The sequence below is a fragment of the Pseudomonas sp. ok272 genome (assembly GCF_900109995.1).
In the GTDB taxonomy this organism is placed as follows: Bacteria; Pseudomonadota; Gammaproteobacteria; order Pseudomonadales; family Pseudomonadaceae; genus Aquipseudomonas.
Genome location: NZ_FOCB01000007.1, coordinates 1 through 15,682, shown reverse-complemented (window position 1 = coordinate 15,682; position 15,682 = coordinate 1). Strand labels below are relative to the sequence as shown.

General features: G+C 60.3%; 15 protein-coding genes. 12 read left to right on the top strand and 3 right to left on the bottom strand.

Features of this window, described 5'->3' with window-relative positions:
* Window positions 1-164: 164 nt before the first annotated feature.
* Genes BMW74_RS12030 through BMW74_RS12020 form a run of 3 tightly spaced genes read left to right on the top strand, consistent with a single transcriptional unit; the run spans window position 165 to window position 2,853 of the window.
* Window positions 165-1,052 (top strand): heme/hemin ABC transporter substrate-binding protein, encoded by an 888-nt coding sequence (locus tag BMW74_RS12030; RefSeq protein ID WP_093419505.1) that lies wholly within the window; start codon window positions 165-167, stop codon window positions 1,050-1,052.
* Window positions 1,053-1,102: 50 nt separating this feature from the next.
* Window positions 1,103-2,086, top strand: a complete 984-nt coding sequence (locus BMW74_RS12025) for a FecCD family ABC transporter permease (RefSeq protein WP_175479209.1) — start codon at window positions 1,103-1,105, stop codon at window positions 2,084-2,086.
* Window positions 2,086-2,853, top strand: coding sequence for a heme ABC transporter ATP-binding protein (locus tag BMW74_RS12020; protein WP_093419495.1), 768 nt, complete (start codon window positions 2,086-2,088; stop codon window positions 2,851-2,853). The genes BMW74_RS12025 and BMW74_RS12020 overlap by 1 nt, the downstream gene beginning before the upstream one ends.
* A gap of 238 nt (window positions 2,854-3,091) precedes the next feature.
* Here the strand turns inward: BMW74_RS12020 and BMW74_RS12015 are convergent, their stop codons facing one another.
* The 3 genes from BMW74_RS12015 to BMW74_RS12005 all read right to left on the bottom strand — a co-directional run bounded on the left by BMW74_RS12015 (window position 3,092) and on the right by BMW74_RS12005 (window position 5,574).
* Window positions 3,092-3,364, bottom strand: a complete 273-nt coding sequence (locus BMW74_RS12015; protein WP_093419490.1) for a TfoX/Sxy family protein — start codon at window positions 3,362-3,364, stop codon at window positions 3,092-3,094.
* Window positions 3,365-3,581: 217 nt separating this feature from the next.
* Window positions 3,582-3,926 carry a pentapeptide repeat-containing protein gene (locus tag BMW74_RS12010; protein WP_093419485.1) on the bottom strand — a complete coding sequence of 115 codons (345 nt, stop codon included), beginning with the start codon at window positions 3,924-3,926 and terminating at the stop codon, window positions 3,582-3,584.
* 91 nt (window positions 3,927-4,017) lie between these two features.
* Window positions 4,018-5,574, bottom strand: coding sequence for a bifunctional aminoglycoside phosphotransferase/ATP-binding protein (locus tag BMW74_RS12005; RefSeq protein WP_093419479.1), 1,557 nt, complete (start codon window positions 5,572-5,574; stop codon window positions 4,018-4,020).
* A gap of 116 nt (window positions 5,575-5,690) precedes the next feature.
* Between BMW74_RS12005 and mrcB the strand changes: the two genes are divergently transcribed.
* From mrcB to msrQ, 9 genes are all read left to right on the top strand, one after another.
* On the top strand, window positions 5,691-8,015 hold the full coding sequence (gene mrcB, locus BMW74_RS12000) for a penicillin-binding protein 1B (RefSeq protein ID WP_093419473.1): 2,325 nt from the start codon (window positions 5,691-5,693) through the stop codon (window positions 8,013-8,015).
* Window positions 8,016-8,031: 16 nt separating this feature from the next.
* Window positions 8,032-8,784: a tetratricopeptide repeat protein gene (locus BMW74_RS11995; RefSeq protein ID WP_093419467.1), complete on the top strand. Its 753-nt coding sequence runs from the start codon at window positions 8,032-8,034 to the stop codon at window positions 8,782-8,784.
* Window positions 8,784-9,119: a YqcC family protein gene (locus BMW74_RS11990; RefSeq protein ID WP_093419462.1), complete on the top strand. Its 336-nt coding sequence runs from the start codon at window positions 8,784-8,786 to the stop codon at window positions 9,117-9,119. The genes BMW74_RS11995 and BMW74_RS11990 overlap by 1 nt, the downstream gene beginning before the upstream one ends.
* 485 nt (window positions 9,120-9,604) lie before the next feature.
* Window positions 9,605-11,329 carry an acetolactate synthase 3 large subunit gene (locus tag BMW74_RS11985; protein ID WP_093420481.1) on the top strand — a complete coding sequence of 575 codons (1,725 nt, stop codon included), beginning with the start codon at window positions 9,605-9,607 and terminating at the stop codon, window positions 11,327-11,329.
* A 2-nt stretch (window positions 11,330-11,331) separates the two neighbouring features.
* Window positions 11,332-11,823 (top strand): acetolactate synthase small subunit, encoded by a 492-nt coding sequence (gene ilvN, locus BMW74_RS11980; protein ID WP_003176102.1) that lies wholly within the window; start codon window positions 11,332-11,334, stop codon window positions 11,821-11,823.
* A gap of 51 nt (window positions 11,824-11,874) precedes the next feature.
* On the top strand, window positions 11,875-12,891 hold the full coding sequence (gene ilvC / locus BMW74_RS11975; protein ID WP_093419457.1) for a ketol-acid reductoisomerase: 1,017 nt from the start codon (window positions 11,875-11,877) through the stop codon (window positions 12,889-12,891).
* Between the two features lie 144 nt (window positions 12,892-13,035).
* Complete coding sequence (pssA, locus tag BMW74_RS11970) at window positions 13,036-13,893, top strand: CDP-diacylglycerol--serine O-phosphatidyltransferase (protein WP_093419454.1); 858 nt, start codon at window positions 13,036-13,038, stop codon at window positions 13,891-13,893.
* A 63-nt stretch (window positions 13,894-13,956) separates the two neighbouring features.
* The gene (gene msrP, locus BMW74_RS11965) at window positions 13,957-14,970 is read left to right on the top strand and encodes a protein-methionine-sulfoxide reductase catalytic subunit MsrP (RefSeq protein ID WP_093419449.1); all 1,014 of its coding nucleotides are present in this window, start codon (window positions 13,957-13,959) and stop codon (window positions 14,968-14,970) included.
* Window positions 14,970-15,590 (top strand): protein-methionine-sulfoxide reductase heme-binding subunit MsrQ, encoded by a 621-nt coding sequence (gene msrQ / locus BMW74_RS11960; protein ID WP_093419444.1) that lies wholly within the window; start codon window positions 14,970-14,972, stop codon window positions 15,588-15,590. Before msrP ends, msrQ begins: the two co-directional genes overlap by 1 nt.
* The last annotated feature ends 92 nt before the right edge of the window (window positions 15,591-15,682 follow it).

Here is a 15,682-nt window from a genome sequence, read left to right as displayed (position 1 = left end):
AAGTGCCGCTGGTGTTGACCTCTAGCGGTGGGGGCTGGTTAGCAAATGTGTCCGTGCTTGACGGGCAAATGTTAACAATTATCAAATGCCGGCTTCGTCTGTAGGCCGTCGCTGTCGAAAACGCCTTCAATTCTGCGGGAAAACTCCTCAAAGGAAACCCTGTTATGCGCCTGAGTACCAGCGCTATCGCGCTCTGTGTCGGACTTCTGGTCAACGCTGTCGCGGTGGCCGCCGAGTTGCCGCAACGCTGGGTCAGCGCCGGGGGCGCGTTGTCGGAATGGGTGAGTGCGCTGGGGGGCGAATCGAAACTGGTGGGCGTCGACACGACCAGCCAGCATCCGGCGTCGCTCAAGGCTTTGCCGAGTATCGGCTATCAACGGCAATTGTCGGCCGAGGGCATCTTGAGCCTGCGCCCGCAGATCCTGATTGGCACCGAGGAAATGGGCCCGCCGCCGGTGTTGTCGCAGATTCGCAGTGCCGGGGTGCAGGTCGAACTGTTCTCGGCAGCGCCGAACCTGGCGACCTTGCAGGGCAACTTGCAGCAGTTGGGTACGTTGCTGGGTAACGAGCAGCAGGCCGTGCGGTTGTTCCAGGGTTATCAACAGGCACTTGAGCAACTGCATGCCTGGGTTGTTCAGGCGCAGACCAAACAGCAGGCCCCGGGCGTCCTGTTGCTGCTGGGGCACGCGGGCGGCAAACCGTTGATCGCCGGTAAAGACACGGCTGCGGATTGGCTGTTGCAGCAGGCAGGTGGGCACAACCTGGCGACCCATAGTGGCTACAAGCCGTTTTCCGTCGAGTCACTGGCCGGCCTGTCGCCGCAGGTACTGGTGTTCTCTGATCGCGCCCTGACGGGCGACGCCGCGCGCACGGCGTTGTTCAAGGAGAACCCGATCCTGGCCTCGACACCTGCGGCCAAGGCCGGGCGAGTCCTGGAGTTGGACCCCACCTTATTGGTCGGTGGCCTGGGACCGCGCGTGCCTGACAGCCTGGTCAAGCTGTCCGCGGGCTTCTACCCGGCGCAACCTGCGCAGGCCAATGCTGCCCCATGAAAACTCTGGTCAAACCCCGTGCGTTGTTCGTTGGCCTGAGTCTGCTGTGCTTGCTGGCGATCTGGTTGTCACTGGCCTTGGGCCCGGTCAGCTTGCCGCTGCTGGACACCTTGCGCGTTGCCATGCGTTTGTTCGGGCTGCCGGTATCGGCCGAGGGGCTGGAGCAGGCGGAGTTGATTCTCGGCCAGATCCGCTTGCCGCGTACGTTGCTTGGCCTGGCGGTGGGGGGCGTGTTGGCGTTGTCCGGTGTGGCCATGCAGGGATTGTTTCGCAACCCGCTGGCGGATCCGGGGTTGGTCGGGGTCTCCAGCGGTGCTGCGCTGGGGGCGGCGATTGCGATTGTCGGCGGCGCGTTGTTTGGCGGGCTACCTGAGGCGGTCGGGCCGTACCTGTTGTCGGTGTGTGCGTTCCTCGGTGGGCTTGGGGTCACGGCGCTGGTGTATCGCCTGGGGCGGCGTGACGGCCAGACCAACGTGGCGACCATGTTGCTGGCCGGTATCGCCCTGACCGCTTTGGCGAGTTCGGCGGTGGGATTGTTCACCTACCTGGCGGACGACGCGACGCTGCGCACGTTGACCTTCTGGAACCTGGGCAGCCTCAATGGCGCCAGCTATTCGCGGTTATGGCCCTTGCTGCTGGTGACGGTGGGTGTGGCACTGTGGTTGCCGCGTCGGGCCAAGGCATTGAATGCGCTGTTGCTGGGTGAATCCGAAGCCAGTCATTTGGGGATCAACGTCGAAGGGCTCAAGCGTGAGCTGGTGTTCTGTACGGCGTTGGGCGTCGGTGCGGCCGTGGCCGCAGCGGGGATGATCGGCTTTATCGGCCTGGTGGTGCCCCATTTGGTACGGTTGCTGGCGGGCCCCGATCATCGGGTCTTGCTGCCGGCCTCGGTACTGGCCGGTGCCACGCTGTTGCTGTTTGCCGACCTGGTGGCGCGTCTGGCATTGGCCCCGGCGGAACTGCCAATCGGCATTGTCACCGCCTTTATTGGCGCACCGTTCTTTCTCTATTTGCTGTTACGAGGTCGTGCCTGATGCTGCGAGTGGAGGGCCTGCAGATCTGCCGTGGCCGCAATGTCGTGCTGGCAGACATTGATCTTGAGCTCAAGCCGGGGGAAGTGCTGGGTGTGCTGGGCCCCAACGGGGCGGGTAAAAGTACGCTACTTGGCGCCCTGTGTGGCGAGTTGCGGCCGGATCATGGCCGGGTCTGGCTCGATCAGCGCGAACTGCCCGACTGGGAGGGGCCGCAGCGCGCCCAGCGCCTGGCGGTGTTGCCGCAGACCTCGACCCTGGACTTCGCGTTTCGTGTCGAAGAGGTGGTGGGCATGGGGCGTTTGCCTCATAAGACCGGTCGGGTTCGTGATGATGAAATCATCGCCTGTGCGCTACAGGCCGCCGATGTCGGGCACCTGAGCGGGCGCCGCTACACCGCGCTTTCCGGGGGGGAGCGCCAACGGGTGCACCTGGCGCGGGTGTTGGCACAGCTTTGGCCGGGGGAGGCGGGGCAGACCTTGCTGCTCGATGAGCCGACATCGATGCTCGATCCGCTGCATCAGCACACCATTTTGAAGGCGATCCGTGAGTTCGCCGACCGCGGCGCGGCCGTGCTGGTGATCCTGCATGACCTGAACCTGGCGGCGCGTTACTGCGACCGTATCCTGCTCCTGGAAAATGGCCGGCCCCAGGCCCTCGACACGCCGCAACAGGTGCTGCGCCCGGAGTTGCTCAAACGTGTGTTCGGGCTGGAGGTCCTGGTGCAACCGCACCCCGAGCGCGGTCATCCGCTGATCATCGCTCGCTGAGACAATGCTTTTGCCCGGGTAAAAAAAGACCCGGCAAGAGCCGGGTCAAATAACCGTGATTAGCCTGATGAGGAGAAAATCTGAGAGTCCGAACCACTGGCCTTCCAAATGATCGGCTGGCCTCGCGACCAGCTGTGCCAATCATAACGATTCTCATTTCCGTGTCAACCAATGTCTTTGGAATTGTTTAGCCTGTCGCCAAAGCCTTGGTCGGATTGTTCCGGGTGTCGATGTCGGTTCAGTTCTTGTGCCGGGCGGAAATCGCTTCCAGCTGCTTGTTGAGGGCGTCCTTGCGTTCGGCGGAGATGTCATTCCAGTGCACGTCCATCAGTGCGCCTTCAATGGCGTAGAGCAACACCTTCGACGCCCGAAACCCGCGAGTACGCACCGCCCGGTAAGCATCCACAGCCCCCAGTCGGCGCAGGTCCGAGGCACTGTGAATGCCCACGGCATGCAGCCATTGCGCCGACGTCTTACCCAGGTTTTTCAGATGCTGCAGTTCGTCATTCATCAAGCCTCCTTGCGACGGGCTAAGCGTGCGTGGTGCGGGCCTCACAGGAGTGTAGCGGTCAGTAGGAAAAGCGTGGTTCTTTGGTCGGTTTGAATGCAAAAGCTTCTAAGGGAATACCCCAGGCAGCCCTGGAGAAGGCGTTTGCGGGGGCGGATGCAGACGAGAACGACAAGGCGAGCCCGGCGCAAATAAGAGGCCGGACTGCTGGGAGGCGGGGTTAACGCGTACGGTAGCGCAGACGTGTGCCGAAATTCATCGACATCAGGATTTCGTCGGCCGAGAGCTCAGCGGGGAAGTAAGCCCCGGAGATTTGGGCATGGGCCAGGCTTGCACCCTCAAGGGCCGCATGACGGAAGTCGATGCCACGCAGGTCGGCGGAGCGAAAGTAAGCATTGCTGAAGTCGACACCTTCGGCGTTCAGTTCGCGTAGGTCGAGACCACGAAAATCACCGCCCACCATGTCGATAGGCCCGGACTTGGGCCTTTCGCGATTGAAGCCGGTGATGTCGTCTTTATGCAGCAGGGCATACAGCGGGGTATCGAGAAGTTTTGGCTGGCTCATGGGGCGTCACCTGTTGATTTTATGACGCCATTATAGTGCCACTATCTTGCAGGCGTGAAGCCGGTTAGGTCTTCACGCCTGAAATAGTTTCTTACAAGCCCGGCAGGCGCTGACGAATCTGCGCCACGACAGTGTCGAGGGTCCCGCTTTCATTGGTTTGTACGCGTTTGCTGCACAGGATCTCCGTAGGCGTCAGTGCCTCACGCGTGGCCTGCTGCTCGGCGATGACTGCCAGGTTCGCGTCGGACGGGTCGACCTTGTCTGCCTGGCGCAGTGCCAGCCAGTTTTCGATGACCGCCTGTGGTGCATTGCAATCCAGGATCAGGAACGGTGCCCCGGTGGCCTCGGCGACTTTTGCCGCGCCATCGCGTTGCTCACGCTTGAGGTACGTCGCGTCAATCACTACCGGGAAGCCGGCCCGCAGGATCACGTCGGCGATTTTGTGTAGATGGGTGTAGGTCGCGGCGCTGGCGTCGGTGCTATAGATGCCGGCTTGCGGAGTGTTGGGTACCTGCTGCTCGCCGAACAAACGCTTGCGCTCGACGTCGGAGCGCAGGCGAATCGCCCCCAGCGCTTCTACCAGGCGCATCGCGACGTGGCTCTTGCCGACGGCGGAAACACCGTGGGTGATTGCCATGAAGCGCGAGGGGATCGTGCTGTAGCTTTCAGCCAGGTTGGCGTAGTTGCGGTACTGGCGCAGGGTGGTGGCGCGCTGTACCGGATCGGCCTCGGAGGGCATGCTGAACAGGCTGACCTTGGCGCGTACCAGCGCACGGTAGGCTTTGTAGAAGTTCAGCAGCTCCAGGCCCTGATAGTCCCCGGTCAGCTCCAGGTACTGGCTGATGAAGCGACGGGCCAGGCTCTTGAGGCCACGGTCTTCCAGGTCCATCGCCAGGAAGCCGGTATCGGCGTACACGTCGGTGAAGCGGAACGGCTCGTTGAATTCGATGCAGTCGAAAATCACCACGTTGCCGTCGATCAGCGTGGCGTTGCCCAGGTGGATGTCACCGTGGCATTCGCGGATGAAACCGTCGGCCTTGCGCTGGGCCAGCAGTGGCTTGAGGCGCTCGAAGCTGCTTTCGGCCCAGGCTTGCAGGGCGTCGAGTTGCAGCAGGTCGGCCTTGTCGCTGAGGAACGGACGGATCTGATCGAAGTTCTGGCGTACCGGTGCCATCACGCTGTCCGGGGTCCCGGCTTCGTGATCGGCAGGCACTCGAGGCGCGTCGAGGTGGAAGCGGGCGATCTGCTGGGCCATGGCGTCGATGTGCGCGGTGGTCAGTTCGCCGTTGGCTTGCAGGGTGCTGAGCAGTTGGCTTTGCGGGAACTGACGCATTTTCAGCGCGTAGTCGAGGACCGGGCCAGTGCCACCCAATTGCGGGGCATCGACGCTGCCGGTGATGGGCAGTACTTCCAGGTACAGGTCGTTGGTCAGGCGTTGGTTCAGGCGCAGCTCTTCGCCGCAGAAGTGTTCGCGGGCATCGAGCGCCGTGAAGTCGAGGAAGCCGAAGTTGACCGGCTTTTTCACTTTATAGGCAAAGGGGCCCGTGAGCAGCACCCAGGAGATGTGGGTTTCGATGACCTGGAATCCGTCTACCGGGTGGGGATAGAGGGCGGGGTTTTGCAGGGCGGCGATCAGTGACTGGCTCACGGGCGATCCTTCAGAGTTCGGAAAATTCGAGGCCGCCATTATGGCTGCAAGCGAGGCTAACGCAAACCTCGCCGGGCTCATGTTGATCGGCAGCAAAGTGCGTATAATCCGCCGCCATGACTCGAACACGATCCCCCCGCAAAGCTAAAAAACGTCCCTCCAGCGGCCTGCGCCCCTGGCTGGGCTGGGCGCTGAAGCTCAGCCTGGTCGGTCTTGTGGTGCTCGCAGGTTTCGCCGTTTACCTCGATGCCGTGGTTCAGGAGAAGTTCTCCGGCAAACGCTGGACCATTCCGGCCAAGGTTTATGCGCGTCCACTGGAGCTGTTCGTCGGACAAAAGCTCAGTAAGGCCGACTTCCTCACCGAGCTCGACGCCCTGGGCTATCGCCGCGAAGGCGTCGCCAATGGCCCCGGTGCTGCGGCGGTCAGTGGCAACACCGTTGACCTCAATACCCGTGGCTTCCAGTTCTATGAAGGCATGGAGAAGGCCCAGCCGGTGCGTGTGCGTTTCTCCGGCGACTATGTGGCCGAGCTTTCCGCCCTTAACGGCTCGAAGCTTTCCGTGGTGCGCCTGGAGCCGCTGTTGATCGGCGGGATTTACCCGAAGAATCTCGAAGATCGGATCTTGATCAAGCTCGATCAGGTCCCGCCGTACTTGCTCGAAACCCTGGTTGCCGTGGAAGACCGGGATTTCTATGGCCACTGGGGCGTGTCACCGAAATCGATTGCCCGCGCGGTCTGGGTCAACACGTCTGGCGGCAAGATGACCCAGGGCGGCAGTACGCTGACCCAGCAGTTGGTCAAGAACTTCTACCTGACCAACGAGCGCAGCCTGAGTCGTAAGCTCACCGAAGCCATGATGGCGATGCTGCTTGAGCTGCATTACGACAAGCAGGAGATTCTTGAGGCTTACCTCAATGAAGTGTTCGTCGGCCAAGACGGTCAGCGGGCGGTGCATGGTTTTGGCCTGGCCAGCCAGTTCTTCTTCGGGCAACCGTTGTCCGAGCTGAAGCTGCATCAAGTTGCCTTGCTGGTCGGGATGGTCAAGGGGCCGTCCTATTACAATCCGCGTCGCAACCCGGAACGGGCGCTTGAACGGCGCAATCTGGTGCTCGATGTCCTTGAGCAGCAGGGCGTTGCCACGGCCGAGCAGGTCGCTGCCGCGAAGAAAATGCCACTGGGTGTGACGACGCGCGGCAAACTCGCCGACAGCTCGTTCCCGGGCTTTATCGATTTGGTCAAACGCCAGTTGCGCGAAGATTACCGCGACGAAGACTTGACCGAAGAAGGGCTGCGGATCTTCACCAGTTTCGATCCGATTCTGCAGATGAAAGCCGAAGCCTCGGTCAGTGACACCTTCAAGCGGCTGTCCGGGCGCAAGGGCTCGGAAGACGTCGAGGCGGCCATGGTGGTGACCAACCCGGAAACCGGTGAAGTCCAGGCCATGATCGGCAGCCGCCAGCCGGGTTTCGCCGGGTTCAACCGGGCGCTGGATGCGGTGCGGCCGATTGGCTCGCTGATCAAGCCGGCCGTGTACCTGACTGCGCTGGAGAAACCAAGCCAGTACACCCTGACCAGTTGGCTGTCTGATGAACCCTTCTCGGTCAAGGGCGCCGACGGTCAGGTCTGGAAACCACAGAACTACGATCGTCGCTCCCACGGTACGGTGTTCCTGTACCAAGGGTTGGCGCACTCCTACAACCTGTCGACGGCCCGCCTGGGGCTGGAAGTCGGAGTTCCCAACGTCCTGAAAACCCTGGGTCGCCTGGGTGTCACCCGTGAGTTCCCGGCCTTCCCGTCGATGTTGCTGGGGGCGGGCGCCTTGACGCCGATTGAAGTGGCCACCATGTACCAGACCCTGGCCAACGGTGGTTTCAATACGCCGATGCGGGGGATTCGCAGCGTCTTGACCGCTGAAGGTGAGCCGCTCAAGCGTTATCCGTTCCAGATTCAGCAACGCTTTGATCCGGCCTCCATCTACCTGATCCAGAGCGCCATGCAGCGAGTCATGCGCGAAGGTACCGGTAGTTCGGTCTACAACGTGCTGCCCAAGACGCTGACGCTGGCGGGTAAGACCGGTACCAGTAACGATTCGCGAGACAGCTGGTTCGCCGGCTTCAGCCAGGATCTGCTGGCGGTGGTGTGGCTGGGCCGTGATGACAACGGCAAAACACCGTTCACCGGCGCCACGGGGGCATTGCAGGTCTGGAGCAGTTTCATGCGCAAGGCCGACCCGTTGCCGCTGGACATGCCGCAGCCGGAAAACATCGTCCAGGCCTGGATTGATTCTCGAACCGGACAGGGCTCGGATTCCAGCTGCCCAGGCGCAGTGCAGATGCCGTATATTCGCGGCAGCGAACCGCCTCCCGGCGCAGCATGCGGTGGCTCCGGCCCCGGATCTGACGAGTCGGTGATGGATTGGGTCAAGGGCTGGATGAATTAAGCAAAGAGGGTTTGAAGTGAACAAGTGGTTTATTCCAGCGGTAACGTTGACCGCGCTGGCTTTGCTCAGTGGTTGCTCCAGCGTACAGCGTGGCTCGATCCCGGTGGTTGATTCCGGCACGGCGGTTTCCAACAGCGAACGTTTGTCCGCCACCGGCGGGTTTCGCAAGACCACTGTGACGCGCCCAGGGCAGGCACAGGCCCAGGCTATCCCGCAGGGTGATAGCGGCGTGGTCGTGATGATTCCGGGCGGTGGCGCGACGACCTCGATGCCGATCAGCACCCAGCCGATCACCCCCGGTCCAGCCAGCTCCGGACCGATCACCCCGGGCCCGACGTTCGATAGTGGCCCGATCAACCAGGGCAGCTACACCCTGCCATCGACGCCGAGTGGCATTCCACCGGCGAGCAGCGCCAGTGTGGGCGGCCTGTCTGCCGATGAGCAACTCGATGGCCCGGTCCTGGCGTTGTTGACTACGGCGCAACAGCAGCAGGCCAGTGGTGACCTCAACGGTGCCTCTTCAAGTCTTGAGCGCGCGCAACGGGTTGCCCCGCGTGAGCCACAGGTGCTCTATCGCCTGGCACAAGTGCGCATGGCCCAGGGCGACGCCCCACAGGCCGAGCAGTTTGCCCGTCGTGGGTTGACCTTCGCCAATGGACGTCCGGCGCTTCAGGCCAGCTTGTGGGACTTGATCGCCCAGGCACGTGAGAAGCAGGGCGATGCTGCTGGCGCCGCCCAGGCGCGTCAGAAGGCCAAGGTTTCGCTCTGATGGACGTCCGTTTTTCGAAAATAGCCGAACAGTTGTTGCTGATCGAGTGTGAGCTACGGCTGCAAGGCTGGTGGGATGAAGTCGCGCCTTCCCGGGAGGCGCTGTCGAGTGTCGAGCCGTTCAGCGTCGATACCCTGGATTTCGAGCAGTGGCTGCAATGGATCTTCTTGCCGCGCATGAAAGTGATCCTTGAGCAGGACCTGCCGCTGCCCAATGCCTCCGGCATCCAGGAAATGGCCGAGATGGTATTTGCCGGACGCAATGTCCAAGGCAAGGACCGCCAGTTGCAGCACTTGCTCAAGCAATTCGACCTGCTCATCACCGCCTCCCGGTGATGCCACAACTGCCGGCGCCCGCTGGCAGTTGTTTCGTTTCTCTCACGCCAACCAATCCCTTGATGACAGGCCGGTACGTTCGCATGCCATTTCCTTGCCAAAAGTGCGCAATCGAAGTTATCCGGCGTGGGGTTTAGAGGTTTTTTCTTGCGTTCTCATGCGCTTAGTTCGAATTAGGCACATAGACGGCTTGACTTGCAGAGGGCGAAACAGAAGAATCCAAAGTCCGCTGTAGAGGGACTGCCAGAAGCAGGCCCGCACAGCAGATCATGAGGCGCACACCCGCGCCGACCTGCTACACCCGCAACGCGTTACCTCGCGCTGGGTGGGAAAGCTCCGCAACACTTGGAGCTATCCCAATACTTGCTCAGTCAGTGCTGACGTAGTCGGCGACCACCGTCGCTCATGCTCTGCTGGGAAGTAAACCTATTAAGACCCGTCCTGTTTCATGTGGGCGGTATTCTGGCGTTTTAGAGGTGAACAACGTGGAGCTTTTATCTGGCGGTGAGATGCTCGTCCGCTTTTTGCGTGACGAAGGCGTCAAATACATCTACGGGTACCCGGGCGGTGCTCTTCTTCATGTCTACGATGCCCTGTTCAAAGAGCCGGAAGTGACCCATATCCTGGTTCGTCATGAGCAAGCGGCAACCCATATGGCAGACGGTTATGCCCGTGCCACCGGCAAGGCTGGCGTGGTACTGGTGACCTCGGGTCCGGGTGCAACCAACGCCATTACCGGTATTGCCACGGCCTATATGGACTCCATTCCGATGGTGATCATTTCCGGCCAGGTGCCTAGCACCATGGTGGGCACCGATGCGTTCCAGGAAACCGACATGATCGGTATCTCCCGGCCGATCGTGAAGCACAGCTTCATGATCAAGCACGCTTCGGAAATCCCGGAAGTCATGAAGAAAGCCTTCTACCTGGCGCAATCCGGTCGTCCTGGCCCAGTCGTTGTCGATATCCCGAAAGACATGACCAACCCGGCCGAGAAGTTCGAATACATCTTCCCGAAAAAAGCCAAGCTGCGTTCCTACAGCCCGGCTGTACGCGGTCACTCCGGGCAAATCCGCAAGGCGGCAGAGATGCTGCTGGCGGCCAAGCGTCCTGTGCTGTACGCAGGCGGCGGCGTGATCCTCGGTGGTGGCTCCGCGCCGCTGACCGAACTGGCACAAATGCTCAACCTGCCCGTGACCAATACCCTGATGGGGTTGGGTGCCTACCCTGGCACCGACCGTCAGTTCATTGGCATGCTCGGCATGCACGGCAGCTACACCGCCAACCTGGCCATGCACCATGCCGATGTGATCCTGGCAGTGGGTGCGCGCTTCGATGACCGCGTGATCAACGGCCCGGCCAAGTTCTGTCCGAACGCCAAGATCATTCACATCGACATCGACCCGGCTTCGATTTCCAAGACCATCAAGGCCGATGTGCCGATCGTGGGTCCGGTTGAGAGCGTCCTGAGCGAAATGGTCGCGATCCTCAAGGAAATCGGCGAGACCCCGAACCAGGAGTCCGTTGCCAGTTGGTGGAAGCAGGTCGACGAGTGGCGCGGTGATCGCGGTCTTTTCCCGTATGACAAGGGCGATGGCAGCAAGATCAAGCCGCAGACCGTGATCGAGACCCTGTGCGAAGTGACCAAGGGCGATGCCTTTGTGACTTCTGACGTGGGCCAGCACCAGATGTTCGCGGCGCAGTACTACACGTTCAACAAGCCTAATCGCTGGATCAACTCCGGCGGCCTGGGCACCATGGGCTTCGGTTTCCCGGCGGCCATGGGTATCCAGTTGAGCTTTCCGGATGCCGACGTTGCCTGTGTCACGGGCGAGGGCAGTATCCAGATGAACATCCAGGAACTGTCGACCTGCCTGCAATACGGTCTGCCGGTGAAAATCGTCATCCTGAACAACGGCGTCCTGGGTATGGTCCGTCAGTGGCAGGACATGAGCTACGGCAGCCGTCATTCGCACTCCTACATGGAGTCGTTGCCTGACTTCGTCAAGCTGGCAGAAGCTTACGGCCATGTCGGCATGCGCATCACCGACGCCAAAGACTTGAAGTCGAAGATGGCAGAAGCGTTTGCCATGAAGGATCGCCTGGTAGTGCTCGATATTTCGGTCGATACCAGCGAGCACGTCTACCCGATGCAGATCAAAGACGGCTCCATGCGCGATATGTGGCTGAGCAAGACGGAGCGTACTTAATCATGCGGCACATTATCTCCTTGCTTCTGGAAAACGAACCGGGCGCTCTGTCTCGTGTAGTGGGTCTGTTCTCGCAGCGTAACTACAACATCGAAAGCCTGACCGTGGCACCGACCGAAGACCCGACCTTGTCGCGCCTGACGTTGACCACCGTAGGGCACGATGAAGTCATCGAGCAGATCACCAAGAACCTGAACAAACTGATCGAAGTGGTCAAACTGGTCGACCTGTCGGAGAGTGCTCACATCGAGCGTGAACTGATGTTGGTCAAGGTCAAGGCGACCGGCGCCCAGCGCGCCGAGATCAAACGCACCACCGATATCTATCGTGGGCAGATCGTCGATGTCAGCGCCAGCGTGTATACCGTTCAACTGACCGGTACCAGCGACAAGCTCGACAGCTTCATCCAGTCCATTGGTACCGCCTCGATCCTGGAGACCGTCCGCAGTGGCGTGACCGGGATCGCGCGCGGCGACAAAGTACTCAGCATCTAACAATCAAAATTAGCGAATGGCCTGAACGGCCTGGATATATAGGGGAAATTCATGAAAGTTTTCTACGATAAAGACTGCGACCTGTCGATCATCCAGGGCAAGAAAGTTGCCATCATCGGTTACGGTTCCCAGGGCCACGCTCAAGCGTGCAACCTGAAAGACTCCGGTGTTGACGTGACTGTTGGCCTGCGCAAAGGCTCGGCCACTGTTGCCAAGGCTGAAGCCCATGGCCTGAAAGTGACTGACGTTGCTTCCGCCGTTGCTGCTGCCGACCTGGTCATGATCCTGACCCCGGATGAGTTCCAGTCTGCCCTGTACAACAACGAAATCGAGCCGAACATCAAGAAAGGCGCCACCCTGGCCTTCTCCCACGGCTTCGCGATTCACTACAACCAGGTAGTGCCACGCGCCGACCTCGACGTGATCATGATCGCGCCGAAGGCCCCGGGCCACACCGTGCGTTCCGAGTTCGTCAAGGGCGGCGGTATTCCGGACCTGATCGCTATCTATCAAGATGCCTCGGGCAATGCCAAGAACGTTGCACTGTCCTACGCCGCTGGCGTGGGTGGTGGTCGTACCGGCATCATCGAAACCACCTTCAAGGACGAGACTGAAACCGACCTGTTCGGCGAGCAAGCCGTTCTGTGCGGCGGTACCGTTGAACTGGTCAAGGCCGGTTTCGAAACCCTGGTTGAAGCTGGCTACGCGCCGGAAATGGCCTACTTCGAGTGCCTGCACGAACTGAAGTTGATCGTTGACCTCATGTACGAAGGCGGTATCGCCAACATGAACTACTCGATCTCCAACAACGCCGAGTACGGCGAGTACGTGACCGGCCCTGAAGTCATCAACGCTGAATCCCGCCAGGCCATGCGCAATGCCCTGAAACGTATTCAGGATGGCGAGTACGCCAAGATGTTCATCAGCGAAGGTGCTACCGGCTATCCTTCGATGACTGCCAAGCGTCGTAACAACGCTGCGCACGGTATCGAGATCATCGGCGAGCAACTGCGCTCGATGATGCCGTGGATCGGTGCCAACAAGATCGTCGACAAAGCCAAAAACTAAGTCGCGAGCCTGTACGAAAAACGCGGCCTAGGCCGCGTTTTTTCGTTTGGCGGGCCGGTTCTGGTATAAAGCTGCATCGTTTGCGCGCGAACCGTTGCCGCAGGCACCTGTCGAAACTTTCCACACCGTTGCAAGGTAATGTCCATGAGCGAACGTCCCGAAGAGCCAAACCAGGCCTCTGACGCCGAAAGCCTGCTGCCCATCGATGAGCATGTCGAAGAAGGGCATGACGCTGAAGGCCGTAAAGTCCGGCATCGTGGTATCTATCTGCTGCCGAATCTGTTCACCACCGCGAACCTGTTCGCGGGGTTCTACTCCATCATCAACTCCATGAGCGCCCAGAGCGCCCTGAGTGCCGGTGATGCGGCCGGCGCGAGCAAGTACTTTGCTTTCGCGGCCATTGCCATTTTCGTCGCCATGGTGCTCGACGGCCTGGACGGTCGGGTTGCGCGCATGACCAACACCCAGAGCGCCTTTGGTGCCGAGTACGACTCGTTGTCGGACATGGTCGCGTTTGGCGTTGCGCCGGCATTGCTGGCCTTTGGCTGGGCGTTGGGGGATATGGGCAAGGTCGGCTGGATGGTCGCCTTCATATATGTAGCGGGCGCCGCGTTGCGCCTGGCGCGCTTTAATACTCAGGTAGGCACCGCCGACAAGCGCTACTTCATCGGTCTGGCCAGTCCGGCGGCTGCCGGTGTGGTGGCGGGGATTGTCTGGGCCTTCAGCGACTACGGGATCCAGGGATCGAAGATGTCCTTCCTGGTCGCGCTGATGGTGGCTGCTGCGGGCATGCTGATGGTCAGCAACATCAAGTACAACAGCTTCAAGGAGCTGGACTTGAAGGGGCGCGTCCCGTTCGTGGCGATCCTGGCCGTGGTGTTGGTGTTTGCAGTCGTGTTCAGCGATCCGCCGCGTATCTTGTTGCTGGTGTTCCTTGCCTATGCGGCTTCCGGCCCCGTGCAATACCTGTTGCACCTGCGTCGGCACAAAAAAGCCGAGTGATGTAATTTCCCCCATACTCCGCAGTCTATTGGTGCATCTGTCCTCCAATCCTGCGGAGTTGCCATGCTGTTCAAATTCCCCAAGCCATCCGACTGCCATGAGTCGGATGTCACGCCTGAGTCCCTCTATCTGTCTCGTCGCACATTGCTGGGTGGCGCGCTTGCCGGTATCGCCGTTGGCGGTCTGCCGCGTTGGGCCAGTGCCGATGACGCGGCGCGCTACGCCGATGTCGAGCCTGGCACGGCGCCTTCCTGGTTCGCTGAAAAGCTACCTTCCACGCGATGGGGGGCGGTGTCCGTCCAGGGCGAGGCGATTACCCCGTTTAAAGACGCCACTCACTACAACAACTTCTATGAGTTCGGCACTGATAAGGGCGATCCGGCGGCGAACGCGGGGGCCTTGAAGGTCGAGCCTTGGACAGTGATTGTTGATGGTGAGGTAGGCAAGCCGGGGCGTTATGCGCTGGAGGACTTCATCAAGCCGTATCAACTGGAGGAGCGTATCTATCGCCTGCGTTGTGTCGAGGCATGGTCGATGGTCATTCCGTGGATTGGCTTTCCTCTCTCGGCGCTGCTCAGTCAGGTCGAGCCGAGTTCAAAGGCCAAGTACATTCGCTTTGAAACCTTGCAGGACCCCAAAAGCATGCCCGGACAGCGTTCGGGGTTTGCGCTGATCGATTGGCCTTATGTCGAAGGGCTACGTATAGATGAAGCGATGAACCCTTTGGCTATCCTGGCGGTCGGGATGTATGGCCGTGAGCTGCCGAATCAGAACGGTGCGCCATTGCGCTTGGTGGTGCCATGGAAGTACGGGTTCAAGAGCATCAAGTCCATTGTGCGGATCAGCCTGGTGAGTGAGCAGCCAAAAACCACTTGGCAGAGTATTGCGGCCGATGAGTATGGCTTTTACGCAAATGTGAATCCGACGGTCGATCACCCGCGCTGGACGCAGGCGCGAGAGCGGCGGTTGCCGAGCGGGCTGTTCAAGCCGAATGTGCGCGATACGCAGATGTTCAATGGCTATGCGGATGAAGTGGCTTCTCTTTATAGCAACCTCGATTTGCGGAAGAACTACTGATGCGGTTTCCCGTGTGGCGCGCTGGGATCTTTATGGTGGCTGCGGTTTGGCCGCTGCTTTGGCTGTATGAGGCCTGGAACTCCGCGCTGGGGCCGGACCCGGGAAAGGTGCTGGTTGACCGACTTGGGTTGGGGGTGCTGATTTTGCTGCTGTCCACCCTGAGTATGACGCCCATGCAGAAGCTGACGGGGTGGGCGGGGTGGATCGCTGTACGGCGGCAGTTGGGGTTGTGGTGCTTTGCTTATGGGGTGCTGCATGTGAGTGCCTACCTGGTTTTTATCCTGGGATTGGATTGGTCTCAGTTGGGTGTGGAGTTGAGCAAGCGGCCCTACATTATTGTCGGTGGCCTGGGGTTCCTGTGTTTACTCGCGCTGGCGGTCACCTCCAATCGCTACAGTCAGCGCCGTTTGGGGGCACGCTGGAAGAAGTTGCACCGCCTGGTCTACCTGATTCTTGGGCTTGGGTTGCTGCACATGCTTTGGATTGTTCGAGCGGATCTGCAGGAGTGGGTTATCTATGCCTCTATTGGCGCAACGCTATTGGTGCTGCGTATACCCCCGGTAGCCCGTCGAATCCCCCGGCTGATAGCTAGAAAAGCACCTGTTGCAACAAAAGCGTAATAAGCGCTTGACGGCAGATCCTGGAAGTCTATAATTCGCCCCACTTCCGGCGCAGTCGAAACGGAAAACTCCTTGGTAAACAAAGAGTTATG

What these genes read in the sequence shown, in the direction of transcription:
- BMW74_RS12015 (WP_093419490.1), bottom strand. Translation starts at nt 3,364, where the DNA reads ATGAATGACGAACTGCAGCATCTGAAAAACCTGGGTAAGACGTCGGCG.
- ilvN (WP_003176102.1), top strand. Translation starts at nt 11,332, where the DNA reads ATGCGGCACATTATCTCCTTGCTTCTGGAAAACGAACCGGGCGCTCTG.
- pssA (WP_093419454.1), top strand. Translation starts at nt 13,036, where the DNA reads ATGAGCGAACGTCCCGAAGAGCCAAACCAGGCCTCTGACGCCGAAAGC.
- BMW74_RS12020 (WP_093419495.1), top strand. Translation starts at nt 2,086, where the DNA reads ATGCTGCGAGTGGAGGGCCTGCAGATCTGCCGTGGCCGCAATGTCGTG.
- msrP (WP_093419449.1), top strand. Translation starts at nt 13,957, where the DNA reads ATGCTGTTCAAATTCCCCAAGCCATCCGACTGCCATGAGTCGGATGTC.
- BMW74_RS12030 (WP_093419505.1), top strand. Translation starts at nt 165, where the DNA reads ATGCGCCTGAGTACCAGCGCTATCGCGCTCTGTGTCGGACTTCTGGTC.
- ilvC (WP_093419457.1), top strand. Translation starts at nt 11,875, where the DNA reads ATGAAAGTTTTCTACGATAAAGACTGCGACCTGTCGATCATCCAGGGC.
- msrQ (WP_093419444.1), top strand. Translation starts at nt 14,970, where the DNA reads ATGCGGTTTCCCGTGTGGCGCGCTGGGATCTTTATGGTGGCTGCGGTT.
- mrcB (WP_093419473.1), top strand. Translation starts at nt 5,691, where the DNA reads ATGACTCGAACACGATCCCCCCGCAAAGCTAAAAAACGTCCCTCCAGC.
- BMW74_RS11990 (WP_093419462.1), top strand. Translation starts at nt 8,784, where the DNA reads ATGGACGTCCGTTTTTCGAAAATAGCCGAACAGTTGTTGCTGATCGAG.
- BMW74_RS12010 (WP_093419485.1), bottom strand. Translation starts at nt 3,926, where the DNA reads ATGAGCCAGCCAAAACTTCTCGATACCCCGCTGTATGCCCTGCTGCAT.